The sequence below is a fragment of the Streptomyces angustmyceticus genome, from assembly GCF_019933235.1.
Taxonomy (GTDB): domain Bacteria; phylum Actinomycetota; class Actinomycetes; order Streptomycetales; family Streptomycetaceae; genus Streptomyces; species Streptomyces angustmyceticus.
Genome location: NZ_CP082945.1, coordinates 4,638,728 through 4,654,335 on the forward strand (window position 1 = coordinate 4,638,728; position 15,608 = coordinate 4,654,335).

A 15,608-nucleotide genomic window follows, 5' to 3' on the forward strand; every position below is an offset into this window, starting at 1 on the left:
ACGTCCGAGGGTGTGAACCGCCGCCTCCGCGACGCCGTCAAACAAAGTGGTGAGCGTCCGTATTTCGGGCGGTGTCGCGCCCGGCGGGTGGGCAACCCGCTGGTAACCCGCTCGGCAATCGCCCGTCAAGGGACGTATCGCAGCACGTCAGGCGGGGTTGGGTTACGTCGGGTAACGGTCCCGGTGCGGGTCACGGCGGGCATGCCGTGACACGGCGGACAGGCCCCGGGTTCGCAACCGTCGGCCCGGCCAGGAACAATCAGCACGCGTACGGCCGTTTCGACAGTCCTCGCCGCAGGCGGGGAGACGCTGCACGGGGCAGTGGCTCTCGTCGGTTCGTGGCCATGGAGAGTCTCTTTTACGCCCCACGGGGAGGTGGCAGGCAAGTGGTGGAGCAGCTGACGCAGCTGACGCAGCACGATCCCCGGCGGATCGGCCCGTTCGAGGTGCTCGGCCGTCTCGGGGCCGGCGGCATGGGACTGGTCTATCTGGCGCGTTCCGCGTCCGGCCGGCGCGTGGCGATCAAGACGGTGCGCACCGAGCTCGCCGAGGACCAGCTGTTCCGGGTCCGTTTCACACGCGAGGTCGAGGCGGCCCGTGCGGTCAGCGGCTTCTACACGGCCGCGGTGGTGGACGCCGATCCGCGCGCGGCGGTGCCCTGGCTCGCGACGGCCTATGTCCCCGCGCCTTCCCTCGAGGAAATAGTCAATGAGTGCGGGCCGCTCCCGGCCCAGGCGGTGCGGTGGCTGGCGGCCGGGATCGCCGAGGCGCTGCAGTCCATCCACGGCGCGGGCCTGGTGCACCGCGACCTGAAGCCGTCGAACGTGCTGGTCGTCGAGGACGGCCCCCGGGTGATCGACTTCGGTATCGCCTCCGGGGTGTCCAACACCCGGCTGACGATGACCAACGTCGCCGTGGGCACGCCCGCCTACATGTCGCCCGAGCAGGCCCGTGACTCGCGCAGCGTGACGGGCGCCAGCGATGTCTTCTCCCTCGGCTCGACGCTGGTCTTCGCCGCCACCGGCCACGCGCCGTTCCATGGCGCCAACCCCGTCGAGACCGTCTTCATGCTGCTGCGCGAGGGCCCCGACCTGACCGGGCTGCCGGACGAACTGCGTCCGCTCCTGGAGTCCTGTATGCAGATGGAGGCCGGCCAGCGGCCGTCCCCCGCCGATCTGCAGTCCCAGCTCGCGCCGCACCTCTTCGGCTCCGGCAGCGACGACAGCGGCACCGCCTCCGCCTGGCTGCCGGCCGGCGCGGTCGCGCTCATCGAAGGCCGCCGCGGCGGCCGCTCCACCGTGGCGAACGGCGGCCAGCGGGCCGGCTCCGGGCGCGGCGCCGCCCGTCAGGCGCCCGCCGCGCCGCCGGCCCCGCCCGCGGCGCCCCCGCGGCCCGCCCAGGCGCCGCCGCGGCCGGAGAACGCACCGGCGGCCGCGGAGACCGGCTGGCCCGGCCATGTCGGCGCGGGCCCCGGCGCCCACCGCGGCACCGACCCGCGTGCGGGCCACCCCGGCCCGATGCCGCAGCCCGCGGCGCTCGGCCCGGACGCCGCGACGGCCCGCGCGACCCCGGTCTCCGCGGCGCCGCCCACCACCTCGCCGTCCCCCGCCGCCGCACTCTCCACCGCCCCGCCGGCCGTCACCGGCGACGGCGCCGCCGGTCCCGTACGCCTCGGTGGCTCGGCCGCCCCCATAGGGCCGGGACCGCGCGCCGACGCCCCCGGGCCGCAGCCGCGCGGGCAGGCCGGTGCCGCGACCAACTGGGTACGGCCGCCCGGTGCCGGACCCGCGACCGGTGTACCGCCGCAGGGCCCGGCCGGTGGTGCCGGCGAGGGCCCGGCCCGCGGCGAGGCCGCCGCGCCCCCTCCGCCCGAGGCCCCGCCCGCCGAGCCGGGCCGCTGGCGCCCCTGGCGCTTCCGGATGTCGAACGACGTGTGGGGCACCCCCGCCGTCGCCGACGACCTGCTGTACGTCACGTCCTTCGAGGTGCACGCGCTCGATGTGGCCAGCGGGCGCCGCAAGTTCAAGACCCGTGACGTCGCCTGGGCGATGGCGGTCGCGGACGGCCGGATCCATGCCTCGGACGGCCCGAGCCTGTACGCGCTGGACGCCGGCGACGGCACCGAGCGCTGGCGGCTGCACACCGAGGGGTGGGTCTACGCCCTCCGGGTGGACCGCGGGACCGTCGTCACCAGCACCCGGGGCGGCGGCGTCCAGGCGTGGGAGGCGGCCACCGGCGAACTGCTGTGGGAGACCGGCGGCGTCCAGACCGACTTCGAGACCGCCGAGGCCGCACCCGTGGTGCACGACGGCACGGTCTTCGTCTGGGCCGACGCACGGCTGAAGGCGCTGGAGGCCCGGACCGGCGCCGAGCGCTGGTCGTACCCGGTCGGCGACGCCGCGTCCTGCGGCGGGGTGCCGGTGCGGCTGGTGCCCGGTTCGGACGGCGCGGTCTACGTCGTGGCCGGCACCCGGGTGCTGGCGATCGACATCGCCCGCGGCGATGTGCGCTGGCACTTCGAGGCGCCCGCCGTGTTCCTGAGCCCGCCCGCCTTCGCCCCCGGCCCGGCCGTCACCGGCGGCGGGGTCTATCTGGCGGACTACCTCGGCACGGTCTACGCCCTGGACGCGGCGGACGGCCGCGACCGCTGGCGGATCGCCACCGAGGCGCGGCAGTCCACCGAACCGGTGCTGAGTCGCCCACGGCGCCGTCCACCTGGGCAGCGGCAAGGCGCTCTACACCCTGGACGCGGTGACCGGCACCCCGCGCTGGCGGTTCCAGGCCGGCGCCGAGGTCGTCGGCGCACCGGTCGTCGCGGAGGGCCGGGTGCACTTCGGCTCGGCCGACCACTGCCTCTACACGCTCGACGCGATGGGCGGCCAACTGCGCTGGAAGCTGGAGACCGGCGGCGAGATCACCGGTTCACCGGTGGCGGTCGGCGGCGTGGTGTACGCCTGCAGCAAGGACCGCTGTGTGTACGCGCTGGACGCGGCCAAGGGGACGGGGCTGGCGCGGCGGACATGATGCGGGCCCGGGTGCGGAGGGCGCGGTGGCCGTGAGCCGCTGACGCCGGTCGTGGCGGGGCGGGGGCGTGCGCCAGAGGGCGTGTGCCGAGAGCCGTGCGTCAGAGGGCGTGCGCCGTGTCCGCGTGGTCGTCTACTGCCGGTCGTCGGGGGGCGGTTCGGTGCCTTCGGGGCGGCCGGGCTGTCCGGGCTGGTCGGGGTGGCCGGGCTGTCCGGTCCGGCCGGGCTCGCCGGGCTGCGAAGGCGGCGGTTGCCGGTGTTCCCTGGCCCACTCCACCGGAGGGGTGGGGGGCTGTTGATGCGCCGGCTTCGTCTGTGATGGCGGCGGCGGCGGTGGTGGTGACTGCTGGGGCTGCCGCGGTTGTTGAGGCCGCTGAGGCTGTTGCGTCGGCTGAGCCTGCTGTTGCTGTTCTTGCTGCGGTGGGGCGGGTGGCGGCGGGGTGACCGGCAGGGGAGCGGTGGGGGTGTCCTCCCGCGGGCCGTGGGCGCCGTGGCCGTGTCCGCCGGGCGCCGCCGGGCCGCCCGGACCGGGGCCGGTCGGGTACGGCTCGGGGTTCCACTCCTCGCCCCCCGGGCGGCCCGCGTCCCAGGGCTCGGGCGTCCCCGGCGGGTAGGGCGCGTACGGGTCGTGCGGCGCGCGCCGGTCGTAGCGGTCGTCGTGCGCGGTGGGGCCGTAGCGGCCGTCTTCGTACTGCCGGTCGTCCAGGCCGCGGTCGTAGACCCGGCGGCCCCGGCCTCGCATGATCAGGGCACCGAGCAGCAGCAGCGCGCCGCCGCCCAGGGCACTGGCCACGCCGATCCCGAGACCGCGGGCGCCGGCCGTCAGTTCGCTGGTGGCCTGGCCCTGGCGGACCATCCACAGGATCGTGAAGCCGAGCACCACCAGGCCCGCGACGGTGATCAGCGCCCGGGAGCGCAGGGCCACACCGATCAGGGTCAGCAGGGCCGCGAAGGCCATCGGAAGGAGCACGGAGCCGAAGAGCGCGGCGCTGGTGGGGGTGATGCCGTTGAAGAGGTCTTCGATCCGGATGTCGCGGCCGCGACGGCCGTCGTACCAGGGACGGAAGGGGCTCCATACGGCGGCCGCCGCTCCGGCGAGGGCGATCAGCGACCCGAGAACGTTGCGCACCACGGGCGTCGCCTCGCTTCGAGTTGTCCGGTCGTCCTCCGTGACCGACGCTACGCCGGACCTCCGGCGCCCGCGAGAGAAGTACGCCCGCCCGCGTTGCCGGTGCCCGTACGGGGTGTCACCGGGCCTTGCTAGGGTGCCGTGCACGCGTCAAGCCAGGGGCTGGCGGGGTTCAGGTTTTTTCACGGGGGACGGACAGCAGAATGATGCAGCGCGCATGCCCGGACGGCCTTGAGGGCGGCCGCCGGGGGATCAGGGCAGTGGTGGCGACGGGACTGGCGCTGGCCACGGTCGCCACGGTCGGTGGCTGTGCCTTCGCCCGGCCACGGGTCAAGGTGCCGGTGTACCTTCCGAGTCCCTCGTCGAGCAGCGGTTACGACGCGTCGAGCGACCCGTCCTCGGCGTACGAGCCCACCTACTCGCCCTCGCCGACCCAGGAGACCTACGACCCGGACGGGCGCTCGGACGTCAGCGGCAGCAACTGCGACTTCTCCGATGCGCTGCGCCAGTTCACCTACACGGTCTCGATCACCAATCCGTCGACGACCGACTCGTTCTCCTACGACATGGCCGTCAACTGGATGAAGGCCAAGCCGGCCGACGGCAAGGCGTACGGGCTGCACGAGCGCTCGGTCATCGTCGGCCCCGGGGACACCGAGACGTACACCGCCAAGTACACCGTCAACCAGTCCTCCATCGGGCAGTTCTGGTACACCTGCCAGATCACCCGGGCGCACAAGACCCGGATGTGAGGGTCATCTGACCGGTGGCCGGTCCTCCCGGCCGCCCTTCCCGCCGCCGTCGCGCCGGCGGGCGGCGAACAGCCGGGCCTGGTCGTCCGGGGGCAGGTTGCCCAGGGCGATCAGGTGGGGGGCGTGGGCCAGGGCCGGGGCCCGGGCCGCCTCCTTGGCCGCCCACAGGGCGCGTACGGTGCCCTGGACCGGTGCGGTCGGCTGAGCGGCGAGCACGGCGGCGCGGCGCAGCGCCACCTCGGCCGCGGCGCCGGGCGGGGTCAGCTCGGAGACCAGCCCGATCTCGTACGCGCGGGCCGCGCCCAGCCGCTCCGCGGTCCCCATCAGGGTCATCCGGGCGATCTCCCCCAGGGGCATCCGCTGCGCCATGAGGATGGACTCGTACGCGCTGACCATCCCGTAGGTGGTGTGCGGGTCGAAGAAGGTGGCGTTCTCGGAGGCGATGAGGAACTCGGCCTCGCCCAGGAGATAGAAGGCGCCGCCGCAGGCCATGCCGTCGACGGCGGCGATCACCGGCTTCCACAGGTCGTTGGCCTTCGGGCCGATACGGAGCAGCGGGTCGTCGAGGGAGTAGGGCGAGGACGGCTGGGGGACGTCGGCGTCGCGGTCGACGCCGGTGCAGAAGGCGCGGCCGCCGGCGCCGGTGAGGACCACGGCCCGTACGGCGTCGTCGAAGCGGAACGACCGCCAGGTGGCGGCGAGTCGGCCGGCGGTGTCCAGGTCGATGGCGTTGTGCCGCTCGGGCCGGTCGAGGGTGACCAGGGCGACCCCGTCCGCGACCTCCGTGCGGACCGTCATGGGCGCTCCAGGAGCCAGCGGGGTACGGTCACGCCTCCCGGCAGGGTGTGGAAGGCGGCTTTGACCGGGGCGCCGATGCGCAGCCGCGCCGGTTCGACGGAGTTGAGGGGGGCGTCGGCGGCGGCGACGAGGTTGCCGACGAGGCGGATGTGCGGGGCGTCGGCCAGCTCCACGACGATCGCGTTGTAGCCCGGCAGGGCGGCGTACGCGGGCAGCAGCGGCGGGTGCGGGACGACGTAGGACCAGATGCGGCCGCGGCCGCTCATCCGCTGCCAGTGTGCGGCGAACGACTGGCAGTGCGGACAGCAGGGCCGGGGCGGGAAGCGCAGTGCGTCGCAGCCGGAGCAGGTCTGGATGCGCAGTTCGCCCCGGGCGGTGTACTCCCAGAAGGGCGCGCCGTCGTCGTCGGGGACGGGAAACAGCAGGTCGGCGCCGCTGTCGGGCCGGTTGTCAGTGGTGGGTGTCACGATCGGGGACATGGCATCGCGTACGGACTCGGCGGACGGGGCCGAGGGGGCCGGCGCGGCGGACGCGGCCGGTTGATCCGGCTCGGCGGAGGGGGCGGGGACGGTGGACTCGACGGCTTCACGGGCGCTCATGGCGTGTCAACTCCTCAGCAGCAGGGCCGAGGTGGGGACGCCCTCGCCCGCGGTGACCAGGCAGGTGGCGGCGTCGGGGACCTGCGCGGTGCTGGTGCCGCGCAGTTGCCTGACGCCTTCGTTGATCAGGTTGAATCCGTGGACGTACGCCTCGGAGAGGCCGCCGCCGCCGGTGTTGAGGGGCAGCCGGCCGCCGATCTCCAGCGCGCCGCCCTCGGTGAAGGCCGCGCCCTCGCCGCGCCCGCAGAAGCCGTAGCCCTCCAGGGAGAGGGGGATCAGGGGGGTGAACGCGTCATAGATCTGCGCCACGTCGACGTCCTGCGGTCCGAGGTCGGCGCCCTTCCACAGGTGGCGGGCGGCGGTCCAGGCGGGGCCGGTGAGCGGGTCGTCGTTCCAGTAGTTGACCATGCCGTGGTGCTGGGCGGGCAGGCCCTGGGCGGCGGAGTGGACGTAGACGGGCCGCTGCCGGCAGTCGCGGGCCCGCTCGGCACTGACCACGACACAGGCCAGCGCGCCGTCGGTCTCCAGGCAGTTGTCGAAGAGGCAGAGCGGCTCGCTGATCCAGCGGGCGGTCATGTACATCTCGCGGGTCAGCGGGCGTTCGTACATGATCGCGGCCGGGTTCTGGTTGGCGCGGTTGCGGCAGGCGAGCGCGACGTTGAAGAGGTGGTCGCGGGTGGCGCCGTATTCGTGCATGTAGCGGCGGGCGAGCATGCCGATCTCGTCGGCGGGGCGCAGCAGCCCGAAGGGCCGGGTCCACTGTCCCGGGGTCGGCAGCTGGACCTGCGTGTTCTTCCAGGGGCGCGGTCCCGAACCGCGCTTGCGCGACCGCCAGGCGACGCCGACGCTCGCCTGGCCGGTGGCGATGGCGGCCGCCAGGTGGGCCACCGTCGCGCAGGAACCGCCGCCGCCGTAGCCGACCTTGGAGAAGTGGGTGACGTCCCCGGCGCCGATGGCCTTGGCTATCTCGACCTCGTCGGTCTCCTCCATGGTGTAGGAGGCGAAGGCGTCCACCTCCGAGGCGGCGATCCCGGCGTCGTCCAGTGCCGCGACGATCGCCTGGCAGGCCAGCGCCTTCTCGGAGGCGGGGAGTCGCTTGGCGAACGGGGTCTGTCCGATGCCGGCTATCGCCGTAGCGTCCTTGAGGGTCGGCCCCATCGCCACCTCCGCGGTCGGTCGTCAGTGCTGACAGCGGAGGAGGCTACCGCTAATCTGACGGACAGTCAGCTAGTGGCGCAGGGGCTCTTCGGCGGGAGGCGACGCGATGCGTGACGACCTGGAGACGCGGGCGGATCCGGCGGCGGGGGAGCCGGCGGCGCCGGGGGAGCAGGAGACGCGGGCGGATCTGGAGTACGGCGTCATCCCCCGGCTGGTGCGTGCGGCCGCCCGGCGGTACGCCTCCCGGGAGGCCGTGGTCGAGGGCCGCACCCGGGTGTCGTACGCCGAGCTCGGCGAGCGGGTGTCCCGGGCCGCGGCCGCCTGCGTCGCCGCCGGGGTCGAGCCCGGCGACCGCGTCGCCGTCTGGGCGCCCAACACCCTCGACTGGATCGTCTCCGCCCTCGGGGCCGTCACCGCCGGTGCCGTCCTCGTCCCCGTCAACACCCGCTTCAAGGGCACCGAGGCCGCCTACGTCCTGCGCCGCACCCGCGCCAGGCTGCTCTTCGTCACCGGCACCTTCCTCGGCACCTCCTACGTCGCCTCGCTCCGCCGCGCCGCCCAGGAGGGCACGGGCCGCGGCCCGCTGCCCGGACTGCCGCGGCTGGAGAAGGTCGTGGTGCTCGCCGAGGACGCCCCCGCCGACTTCACCACCTGGCAGGAGTTCCTCGCCGGCGGCGCCGCGGTCTCCCCCGAAACGGTCCGCGAGCGGGCCGACGCCCTGCACCCCGACGCCCCCTCCGACATCGTCTTCACCTCCGGCACCACCGGCCGCCCCAAGGGTGCGGTGATCACCCATGCCCAGACCCTGCGCGCCTACGACGTGTGGAGCGAACTGGCCGGCCTCCGGGAGGGCGACCGCTATCTGATCGTCAACCCGTTCTTCCACACCTTCGGCTACAAGGCCGGCATCATCGCCTGCCTGCTGCGCGGCGCGACGATGATCCCGCAGCCGGTCTTCGGCGTGGAGACCGCGCTCGCCAACATCGCCGCCGAACGGGTCTCCGTCCTCCCCGGCCCGCCCACCCTGCACCAACAGCTCCTCGACCACCCCGCCCGCGCCCTGCACGACCTCTCCGCGCTGCGCGTGGTGGTCACCGGCGCCGCCGTGGTCCCCCTGGAGCTGGTCGAGCGGCTGCGCAGCGAGCTGCGGATCGCCACCGTGCTGACGGCGTACGGCCTCTCGGAGAGCTCCGGTGTGGTCACGATGTGCCGCCGCGGCGATCCGCCCGAGGTCATCGCCACGACCTCGGGCCGGGCCATCCCCGGCACCGAGGTCCGGGTCGTCGACGCCGTCGGCCGCCCGGCGCCGCCCGGCGACCCCGGCGAGGTGCACGTCCGCGGCTACCACGTGATGGCGGGCTACTTCGAGGACCCGGCCGCCACCGCCCGCGTGCTCACCCCCGACGGCTGGCTGCGCACCGGCGATGTGGGGGTCCTCGACGCGGCGGGCAACCTCCGGATCACCGACCGCATCAAGGACATGTTCATCGTCGGCGGCTTCAACGCCTATCCCGCCGAAATAGAGCAACTCCTCGGCCGCCACCCGGACATCGCCGAGGTCGCCGTCGTCGGCATACCCGACCCCCGCCTCGGCGAGGTCGGCAAGGCCTACGCGGTCCGCCGCGCCGGCTCCCAGCTCACCGCCGACGACCTGATCGCCTGGTCCCGCCGGGAGATGGCCAACTACAAGGTCCCGCGCGAGGTCGCCTTCGTCCCCGCGCTCCCGCGCAACGCCAGCGGCAAGATCCTCAAGACCCTGCTGCGGAACGGCAACCCGGGGCCGGCGCCGGCGTGACCGGGCCCGGCCCTCACGCCCCCGGCGGCGCCCAGTCGGGCCGGCGGCCGCTGAGGGCCACCACCTGGTCGAGGAGCGGGGCGTCCGCGGCCACCGCCACGGGCGGGCCGAAGACCGGTACGCGCTCCGGGCTCTCGGCCATCGGCGCGAGCAGGGCGTACGACACCCCGAGGCCGGTCGCGTCCGGGGCGTACTCCTGGCCGGTGGCGCGCGCCAGGTCCCAGCCGTGCAGCACCAGCTCGTTCAGGGCGAACCGGCCCGCGAGGGCGGCGGGCAGGGTCACCCCGCCCGCCTGGGTCTCGCCCTCCCAGGCCGCCGGATCGTGCCAGGCCCCGGCCATCGCGTCGAGGTTCCGGGCCAGTTCGTCCCGCCAGCCGGGCGCGACGTCCGGCACCGACGCGTCCGGCGGGACGCTGGTCATCGGCCCCAGGTCCTTGCGCGCCGTGTGCTGGAACGCCGCGGACAGCCCGACGAGGTGGCCGAGCAGATGGCGCACCGCGTAGGACTCGCAGGGGGTGGGGGCGCCGAGCTGCTCGTCGGCGGTCCGCGCCGCCAGCCGCGACACCAGCCGGGCCTGCGCCGTGAAGTCGATCGTGTCGGTCATCGTCCGGGTCCTTCCGTCCTGCCGGCGCATGCGGCCGGGGCGTCCTGCCGGGTCCGTCACCGCAGGGCCCGCCCTCCGGTGACGCTCCCAGTGAAGACGTCGCCGGGCCCCGGAACTCATCGCCACACCGCCGTGGCGCCCCCGGCTACTCCGTATACCGCTCCCGCAGCACCGTCTTGAGCACCTTGTTCAGCGGCCCGCCGCGCGGCAGCTCGCCGACGGTCTCCAGCTGCTCGGGAAGCTTCTGCGTCATCAGCCCGGCCGCCCGCAGATGCGCGGTCAGCCCCTCCAGGGTCAGCGGCGGCGCGGCCGGATCGGCGGGCGTGACCACCACGCACACCCGCTCGCCGCGCTCCCGGTCCGGCAGCCCGATCACCGCGGCCTGGGCCACCGCCGGATGGGTGTGCACCAGGTCCTCGATCTCCTGCGCGGAGATGTTCTCGCCCTTGCGGATGATGATGTCCTTGAGCCGCCCGGTCAGCACCAGATGCCCGTCGGGACGCAGATACCCCAGGTCACCGGTGCGGAAGGAGCCGTCGGCGGTGAACGCCTCCCGGGTCAGCGCCGGGTCCGTGTACTGCCGGAAGAGCATCGGGCCCTTCAGCGTCACCTCACCGGACTCCCCGGCTGCGGCCTCGCTCCCGTCCGGCCGGGCGATCCGGATCTCCGCGCCCACCACCGGCCTGCCGACCGTCCGCGACAGCTGCTCTTCGTTGTCGTACGGGGTGCCCATCGTGATCATCGGGCATTCGGTCATGCCGTACCCGTGGACGATCGCGCACTCCAGCTCCCGCCCGGCGGCCGCGTACAGCTCCGGAGGCATCGGCGCCCCGCCGCCGGACAGCAGACGCAGCGAGGGGATCAGGGGCCCGGCCTGCGGACCGCGCTCCCGCCGGCGCCGCGACTCATCGAGAAACGCCTGGTAGAAGGCGGTGCTGCCGCCGGCCATGGTCACGCCGTGCCGCCGGTAGACCTCGGCCGCCCGGCCCGGCTCGAAGGCGTCCAGGACGACCGCGGGGAACCCGCTGACCAGCATGGCGATGACGTAGTCGGGCCCGGCGATATGCGCGTAGGGGAAGGCGATCGAGCCGATGTCGTCCGCGGACATGCCGAGCGCGGTGGCCAGCCCGATGCCGCCGGCGAGGAGGGTGGCGTCGGTGTGCTCGACGCCCTTGGGGGAGGCGGTGGTCCCCGAGGTGTAGTAGATCCAGGTGGTGCGCCCGGCGTCCCCTCCGTGCTCGCCCTCCGCGCGCCGGCCCTCGCCGGCACCGGCCCTCGCGCGGGGCCCGCGCCCCGCGCCGGGCCCGTTCCCCCCGCCTGCTCCGGCCGCTCGGCCCGCTCCGGCCGTCGCGGCCGGCAGCGCCCCCGGATCCCCCTCCGGCAGCCCGCCCGCCACCGAGACCACCCGCACCCCGTCCCCGGCGAGCTTGCGCACCATCGCGGCGTGGTCGAACCCCCGCCACTCGCCCGGTACGAGCACGAACTCCGCCGCCGACTCCGCCAGGATGAAGCCGACCTCGCGCTCCCGGTGGAGCGGTATGACCGGAGTCTGTACGGCCCCGAGCCTGGCCAGCGCCAGGGAGGCCACCACGGTCTCGATCCGCGTCGGCAACTGCCAGGCCACCCGGCTCCCCGCCCCGATCCCCAGCTCCCGGAACCCGGCCGCCACCCGCAGCGCCTGATCGCGCACCCCGTCGAAGGTGACGCTCCGCCCGTCCCCGTCGTAGAACATCGGCGCCCCGCGCGAGACCCGCGCGCGGTACTCGACCAGTTCCCAGAGCGTGTGGATACGGGCGAGTTCGAACACGGCGCCTCCTCGCGGGTCGCGGGTGGCGTGACTGTAGCACCGGGAGCTGACGATTCGTCAGATACGTGTCACAGCGGAAAACTCGGCCCCGGACGTCAGGGGGTGTGGCTGTCCAGCGGTATCAGCGGGGTGTGGCTGTCCGACGGCGACACCGGCAGGTGGTTGTCCAGTACGAAGGCGGTGTGGGGCGGCGCGGGCGTGTGGCTGTCGGCAAGGGCCGGCGCGGCGGCGCCGCCGAAGGCGACGAGTGTGAGTGCGCCGACGGCAAGAGCCTTCTTCATGTATGTCATGCCAACTCCTCTATCAATAAAGGGATGTGTTCCTACGTCATAAAAATAGTGGCTCATGGGGGCAGATGTTCGACTTCTTGCCCCGGAGGTGAATCATCCGGTCTGTCCTGCCGGAAAAATGCCGCAGGGACCGGTGTCGGTGGCTTCCCCTCCCCGCCATCGACACCGGTCCCTGCGATCCCCCGAATACCCCCGTTGGTTCAGTGGGTCCTACTGGGGCTTGCCGACCGGCTGGTGGTTGTCCCCCGTGAGCCGCTCGCCGGGCGTCGGCTGGTGATTGTCGTCCGCAGTGGCCTGGACGCCGCTGCCCGCAATGGGCTGGTGGTTGTCGAGGGGTTTGATGACATCGCGGTCCCCCTGGGGCGACGCCTTGGGCGCGACGCCCGCCCCCGCGATGGGCTGGTGGTTGTCCAGCGGCTTGACGATGTCGCGGTCCCTCAGATGCTGTACCTGCTTCTCGGTGCTCATTGCGATCAACTCCTGTGTGGGCGCTTACTGCCGCGCCCGCCCGGAGACTCCCCCGAGGGCCGCCGGACGGGCGCGGCGCGGCCGCTCACCTTAACGGGGCGACCTGGTCACCGAGCCGCTTGCCCCCCGAGGCGGCGGATCGGATGAGTAAGAGATTGGCCCTCGGCGATGAACGATCGATAAACGCCCACGATGAGCGCCCGCACCTGCGCTTATGCGACGACCACGGGAGTCAGCAGCGCCTGGACCGCGGTGCTTTCCGGTGACCCGACGCGCTCGAAGATGGCCAGCGCCTCCTGCCAGCACACCCGTGCCCGGTCGGTGTGCCCTATGTCGTTGAGCGCCCGGCCGAGCGTGGTCAGGACGCCGGCCCGCCGGGCCTCGCCGCCGATGCCGCGCAGGGCGGCCAGCGCCTGCTCGGCGTGGTTGGCGGCCGCGGCCGGCCGGCGCGCCGCGAGATCGACCTCGGCGAGCCGGAAGTTGGTCATGCCCTCCCAGAACCGCTGACGGCTGTCCTGGAAGATGGCCAGGGCGGCGCGGAGCTGCTCGGTCGCCTCCGTCAGCCGGTTGGCCTGCGTGTACGCCAGCGCGAGGGCGTACATGCCGTTGGCGAGGCGCCGCTTGGCGCCCACCCGGCGGTAGATGGCGATGCCCTCCTCCGCGAGCTGTATGGCGCTGTCGACCCGCCCGGTGTCCAGGTGGACCCGGGAGAGGTTGCACAGCGCGCTGGCCTCGGACTGCCAGTTGCGGTCCTCGCGGAAGGCGATCAGGGCCTGCCGCAGATAGGCCTCCGCGTCGGCGTGCCGGTGCTGGGAGTTGGCGATGATGGCCCGGTCGTTGGGCGCGTACGAGGAGGAGAACGGGTCCTCGGCGGCCACGCCCAGCAGCATGGCGGCCTTGGCGTTCTCGTCCGCCTCGTTCAGCCGCCCGGAAAGCGTGCGGGAGTAGGTCAGCGCGGTGTGGATCCTCGCCTGCGCGTGCTGGTCGCCGATCTCCTGGGCGGCGGCCAGCAGGGAGACGTTGGTCTGCTCGTACTGAAGGGCGTCGGCACCGGATTCGGCCAGGTCCTTGGTGAGCAGCAGGAGGTCGACGGCGCGCCGCAGGGTCTCCGATCCGCCGCACTGGCGGGCGCAGGCCAGCAGGCAGCCGGCCTCGCTGAACAGCCACTCCAGGGCGGTGGTGCGGTCGGCGAACTCCAGGCCGGGGTAGGCGGTGGCCTCCCGGTGGTCGACGAGCCGGTCGCCGGGGCGTTCGAGGACGTACATGTTGGCGGCCGTGGCGGAGTAGAAGTCCAGCAGCCGGGAGAGCGCGGCGGTCCGCTCGGAGGGCGGCTGCTCGTCGCGTTCGGCGCAGGAGCGCGCGTAGAGCCGTACGAGGTCGTGGTAGCGGTAGCGTCCCGGGGCCGCGGACTCCAGCAGGGAGGTGTCCACGAGGGACTCCAGCAGCTCCTCGGCGTCGTCGGCGTCCAGATCGAGCATGGCGGCCGCCGCCGCCAGGGAGATGTCAGGGCCGTCGGCCAGGCCCAGCAGGCGGAAGGCGCGGGCCTGCTGGGGCTCCAGCTGGCCGTAGCCCAGCTCGAAGGTGGCCTTGACGGCGAGGTCGCCGGCGCGGAGCTCGTCCAGGCGGCGGCGCTCGTCGGCCAGCTTGCGGGCCAGGTTCGAGACCGTCCACGTACGGCGCGCGGCGAGCCGGGAGGCGGCGATGCGGATGGCCAGGGGAAGGAAGCCGCAGGCTCCGACGACCGCCATGACGGCCTTGCGTTCGGAGGCGACGCGCTCCTCGCCGACGATCCGGGTGAAGAGGCTCATGGCCTCCTCGGGGCTCATCACGTCGAGGTCGATGAGGTGCGCGCCGGCCAGGTCGATCATGCGAGCGCGGCTGGTGATCAGGGCGGCGCTGCCCTCCGTGCCGGGGAGCAGCGGCCGGATCTGGGCGGCGTCGCGCGCGTTGTCCAGCAGCGCCAGGACGCGGCGCCCGGCGAGGGTGGAGCGGTAGAGGGCGGCACGCTCCTCCAGCCCGTCGGGGATGGAGGAGTCCGGGGTGCCCAGGGAACGCAGGAAGGCGCCGAGTACGGCCTCGGGTTCGCAGGGGGTGTGCCCCGCGCCCTGGAGGTCGATGTACAGCTGCCCGTCGGGGAAGTGCTCGCGGGCGGTGTGCGCGACATGGACGGCGAGGGTCGTCTTGCCGACGCCGCCGATGCCGGTGAGCGCGGACACGGCCATCACGCTGCCCTCGGCGGTGGCGAGTTGTGCCCCGAGTTCGGCGACGAAGGCGGTGCGGCCGGTGAAGTCCGCCACGGTGGCGGGCAGCTGCTGGGGGCGCATCACGACCTGGTCGGCGGAGCCCGGGTCGTCGCTGGTCGCGGGCGGTGCGTCCAGGTCGGTGTCGGCGCGGAGAATCCGCTGGTGCAGGTCGGACAGCGAGGCGCACGGGTCGACGCCCAGCTCGTCGGCGAGCAGCCGGCGGGTGTCGGCGTACACCGCGAGCGCCTCGGCCTGCCGTCCGCTGCGGTACAGCGCCAGCATCAGCAGCTCCCGCAGCCGCTCGCGCAGCGGGTGGGAGGCGGTGAGGACGGTCAGTTCGGAGACCGCGTCGGCGTGGCACCCGGCGTCCAGGATGAGTTCGAGCCGGGTTTCGGTGAGGGAGAGCCGCCACTCGTCGAGGCGGATGCGCTGGGTCTCGGCGTACGGACCGGCGAGTCCGGCCAGCGGCTCGCCGTCCCACAGCGCCAGGGCGCTCTCCAGGAGTTCGCGGGCGCGGCGGCGGTCGCCGGCAGCCCTGGCCTTCTCCGCCTCGGCCGCGTACTGCTCGGCGAGGTCGTGATCGAGGTCCAGGGCCCGGCCGTTGACCGGCCGGATCGCATAGCCGCCGGACTCGCTGACCAGGGCGTCGGCGTCGGCGCCCAGCGCTTTGCGGAGCCGGGAGGCGTAGGTGCGCAGCGCGGCGAGCGCGGCGTGCGGCGGTTCGTCGCCCCAGAGCGCGTCGACGAGTTCGGGCGCGGTGGCGGTATGTCCACCGCGCAGGAGTAGTGCGGCGAGCAGCGCGCGCTGCTGCGGGGAGCCCGCTGCCAGCGGCGTTGCGCCACGCCAGGCCCGTACGGGACCGAGCACGGTGAAGCGGAGCCGCTCCCGCCCCGGACCGTCGTCCATGGTGTCCCCCTGCTCTCAGTCATGTTGTTCGCACTG

At 74.0% G+C, this 15,608-nt stretch carries 12 protein-coding genes; 3 read left to right on the top strand and 9 right to left on the bottom strand.

The window, feature by feature from the left end; all coding sequences use genetic code 11:
- The first annotated feature begins 344 nt into the window (after positions 1 to 344).
- Positions 345 to 3,059, top strand: a complete 2,715-nt coding sequence (locus K7396_RS20915; protein WP_455430841.1) for a protein kinase domain-containing protein — start codon at positions 345 to 347, stop codon at positions 3,057 to 3,059.
- Positions 3,060 to 3,156: 97 nt separating this feature from the next.
- On the opposite strand, the gene K7396_RS35990 is transcribed toward K7396_RS20915, so the two are convergent.
- On the bottom strand, positions 3,157 to 4,155 hold the full coding sequence (locus tag K7396_RS35990; protein ID WP_152105138.1) for a hypothetical protein: 999 nt from the start codon (positions 4,153 to 4,155) through the stop codon (positions 3,157 to 3,159).
- A gap of 200 nt (positions 4,156 to 4,355) precedes the next feature.
- On the opposite strand from K7396_RS35990, the gene K7396_RS20925 reads away from it, so the two are divergent.
- Positions 4,356 to 4,904, top strand: coding sequence for a hypothetical protein (locus K7396_RS20925; protein ID WP_086720504.1), 549 nt, complete (start codon positions 4,356 to 4,358; stop codon positions 4,902 to 4,904).
- Between the two features lie 3 nt (positions 4,905 to 4,907).
- Here K7396_RS20925 and K7396_RS20930 read toward each other — a convergent pair whose 3' ends face one another.
- From K7396_RS20930 to K7396_RS20940, 3 genes are all read right to left on the bottom strand, one after another.
- A complete protein-coding gene (locus K7396_RS20930) occupies positions 4,908 to 5,702 on the bottom strand; it encodes an enoyl-CoA hydratase/isomerase family protein (RefSeq protein WP_086720503.1) in 795 nt (264 codons plus the stop codon).
- Positions 5,699 to 6,181, bottom strand: a complete 483-nt coding sequence (locus tag K7396_RS20935; RefSeq protein WP_086720506.1) for a Zn-ribbon domain-containing OB-fold protein — start codon at positions 6,179 to 6,181, stop codon at positions 5,699 to 5,701. The genes K7396_RS20930 and K7396_RS20935 overlap by 4 nt, the downstream gene beginning before the upstream one ends.
- Before the next feature lie 126 nt (positions 6,182 to 6,307).
- Positions 6,308 to 7,459 carry a lipid-transfer protein gene (locus K7396_RS20940; RefSeq protein ID WP_086720502.1) on the bottom strand — a complete coding sequence of 384 codons (1,152 nt, stop codon included), beginning with the start codon at positions 7,457 to 7,459 and terminating at the stop codon, positions 6,308 to 6,310.
- A gap of 106 nt (positions 7,460 to 7,565) precedes the next feature.
- Between K7396_RS20940 and K7396_RS20945 the strand changes: the two genes are divergently transcribed.
- Positions 7,566 to 9,254: a FadD3 family acyl-CoA ligase gene (locus tag K7396_RS20945; RefSeq protein ID WP_152105137.1), complete on the top strand. Its 1,689-nt coding sequence runs from the start codon at positions 7,566 to 7,568 to the stop codon at positions 9,252 to 9,254.
- Between the two features lie 13 nt (positions 9,255 to 9,267).
- On the opposite strand, the gene K7396_RS20950 is transcribed toward K7396_RS20945, so the two are convergent.
- From K7396_RS20950 to K7396_RS20970, 5 genes are all read right to left on the bottom strand, one after another.
- Positions 9,268 to 9,858: a TIGR03086 family metal-binding protein gene (locus K7396_RS20950; RefSeq protein WP_086721728.1), complete on the bottom strand. Its 591-nt coding sequence runs from the start codon at positions 9,856 to 9,858 to the stop codon at positions 9,268 to 9,270.
- Positions 9,859 to 10,003: 145 nt separating this feature from the next.
- Positions 10,004 to 11,665 carry a class I adenylate-forming enzyme family protein gene (locus tag K7396_RS20955; protein ID WP_152105136.1) on the bottom strand — a complete coding sequence of 554 codons (1,662 nt, stop codon included), beginning with the start codon at positions 11,663 to 11,665 and terminating at the stop codon, positions 10,004 to 10,006.
- A 95-nt stretch (positions 11,666 to 11,760) separates the two neighbouring features.
- Positions 11,761 to 11,955: a hypothetical protein gene (locus K7396_RS20960; protein WP_086719039.1), complete on the bottom strand. Its 195-nt coding sequence runs from the start codon at positions 11,953 to 11,955 to the stop codon at positions 11,761 to 11,763.
- A 210-nt stretch (positions 11,956 to 12,165) separates the two neighbouring features.
- Positions 12,166 to 12,423, bottom strand: coding sequence for a hypothetical protein (locus K7396_RS20965; RefSeq protein ID WP_086719040.1), 258 nt, complete (start codon positions 12,421 to 12,423; stop codon positions 12,166 to 12,168).
- A gap of 212 nt (positions 12,424 to 12,635) precedes the next feature.
- Entirely contained in the window at positions 12,636 to 15,572 is a 2,937-nt protein-coding gene (locus tag K7396_RS20970; protein WP_086719041.1) for an AfsR/SARP family transcriptional regulator, read from the bottom strand.
- Positions 15,573 to 15,608: the final 36 nt, after the last annotated feature.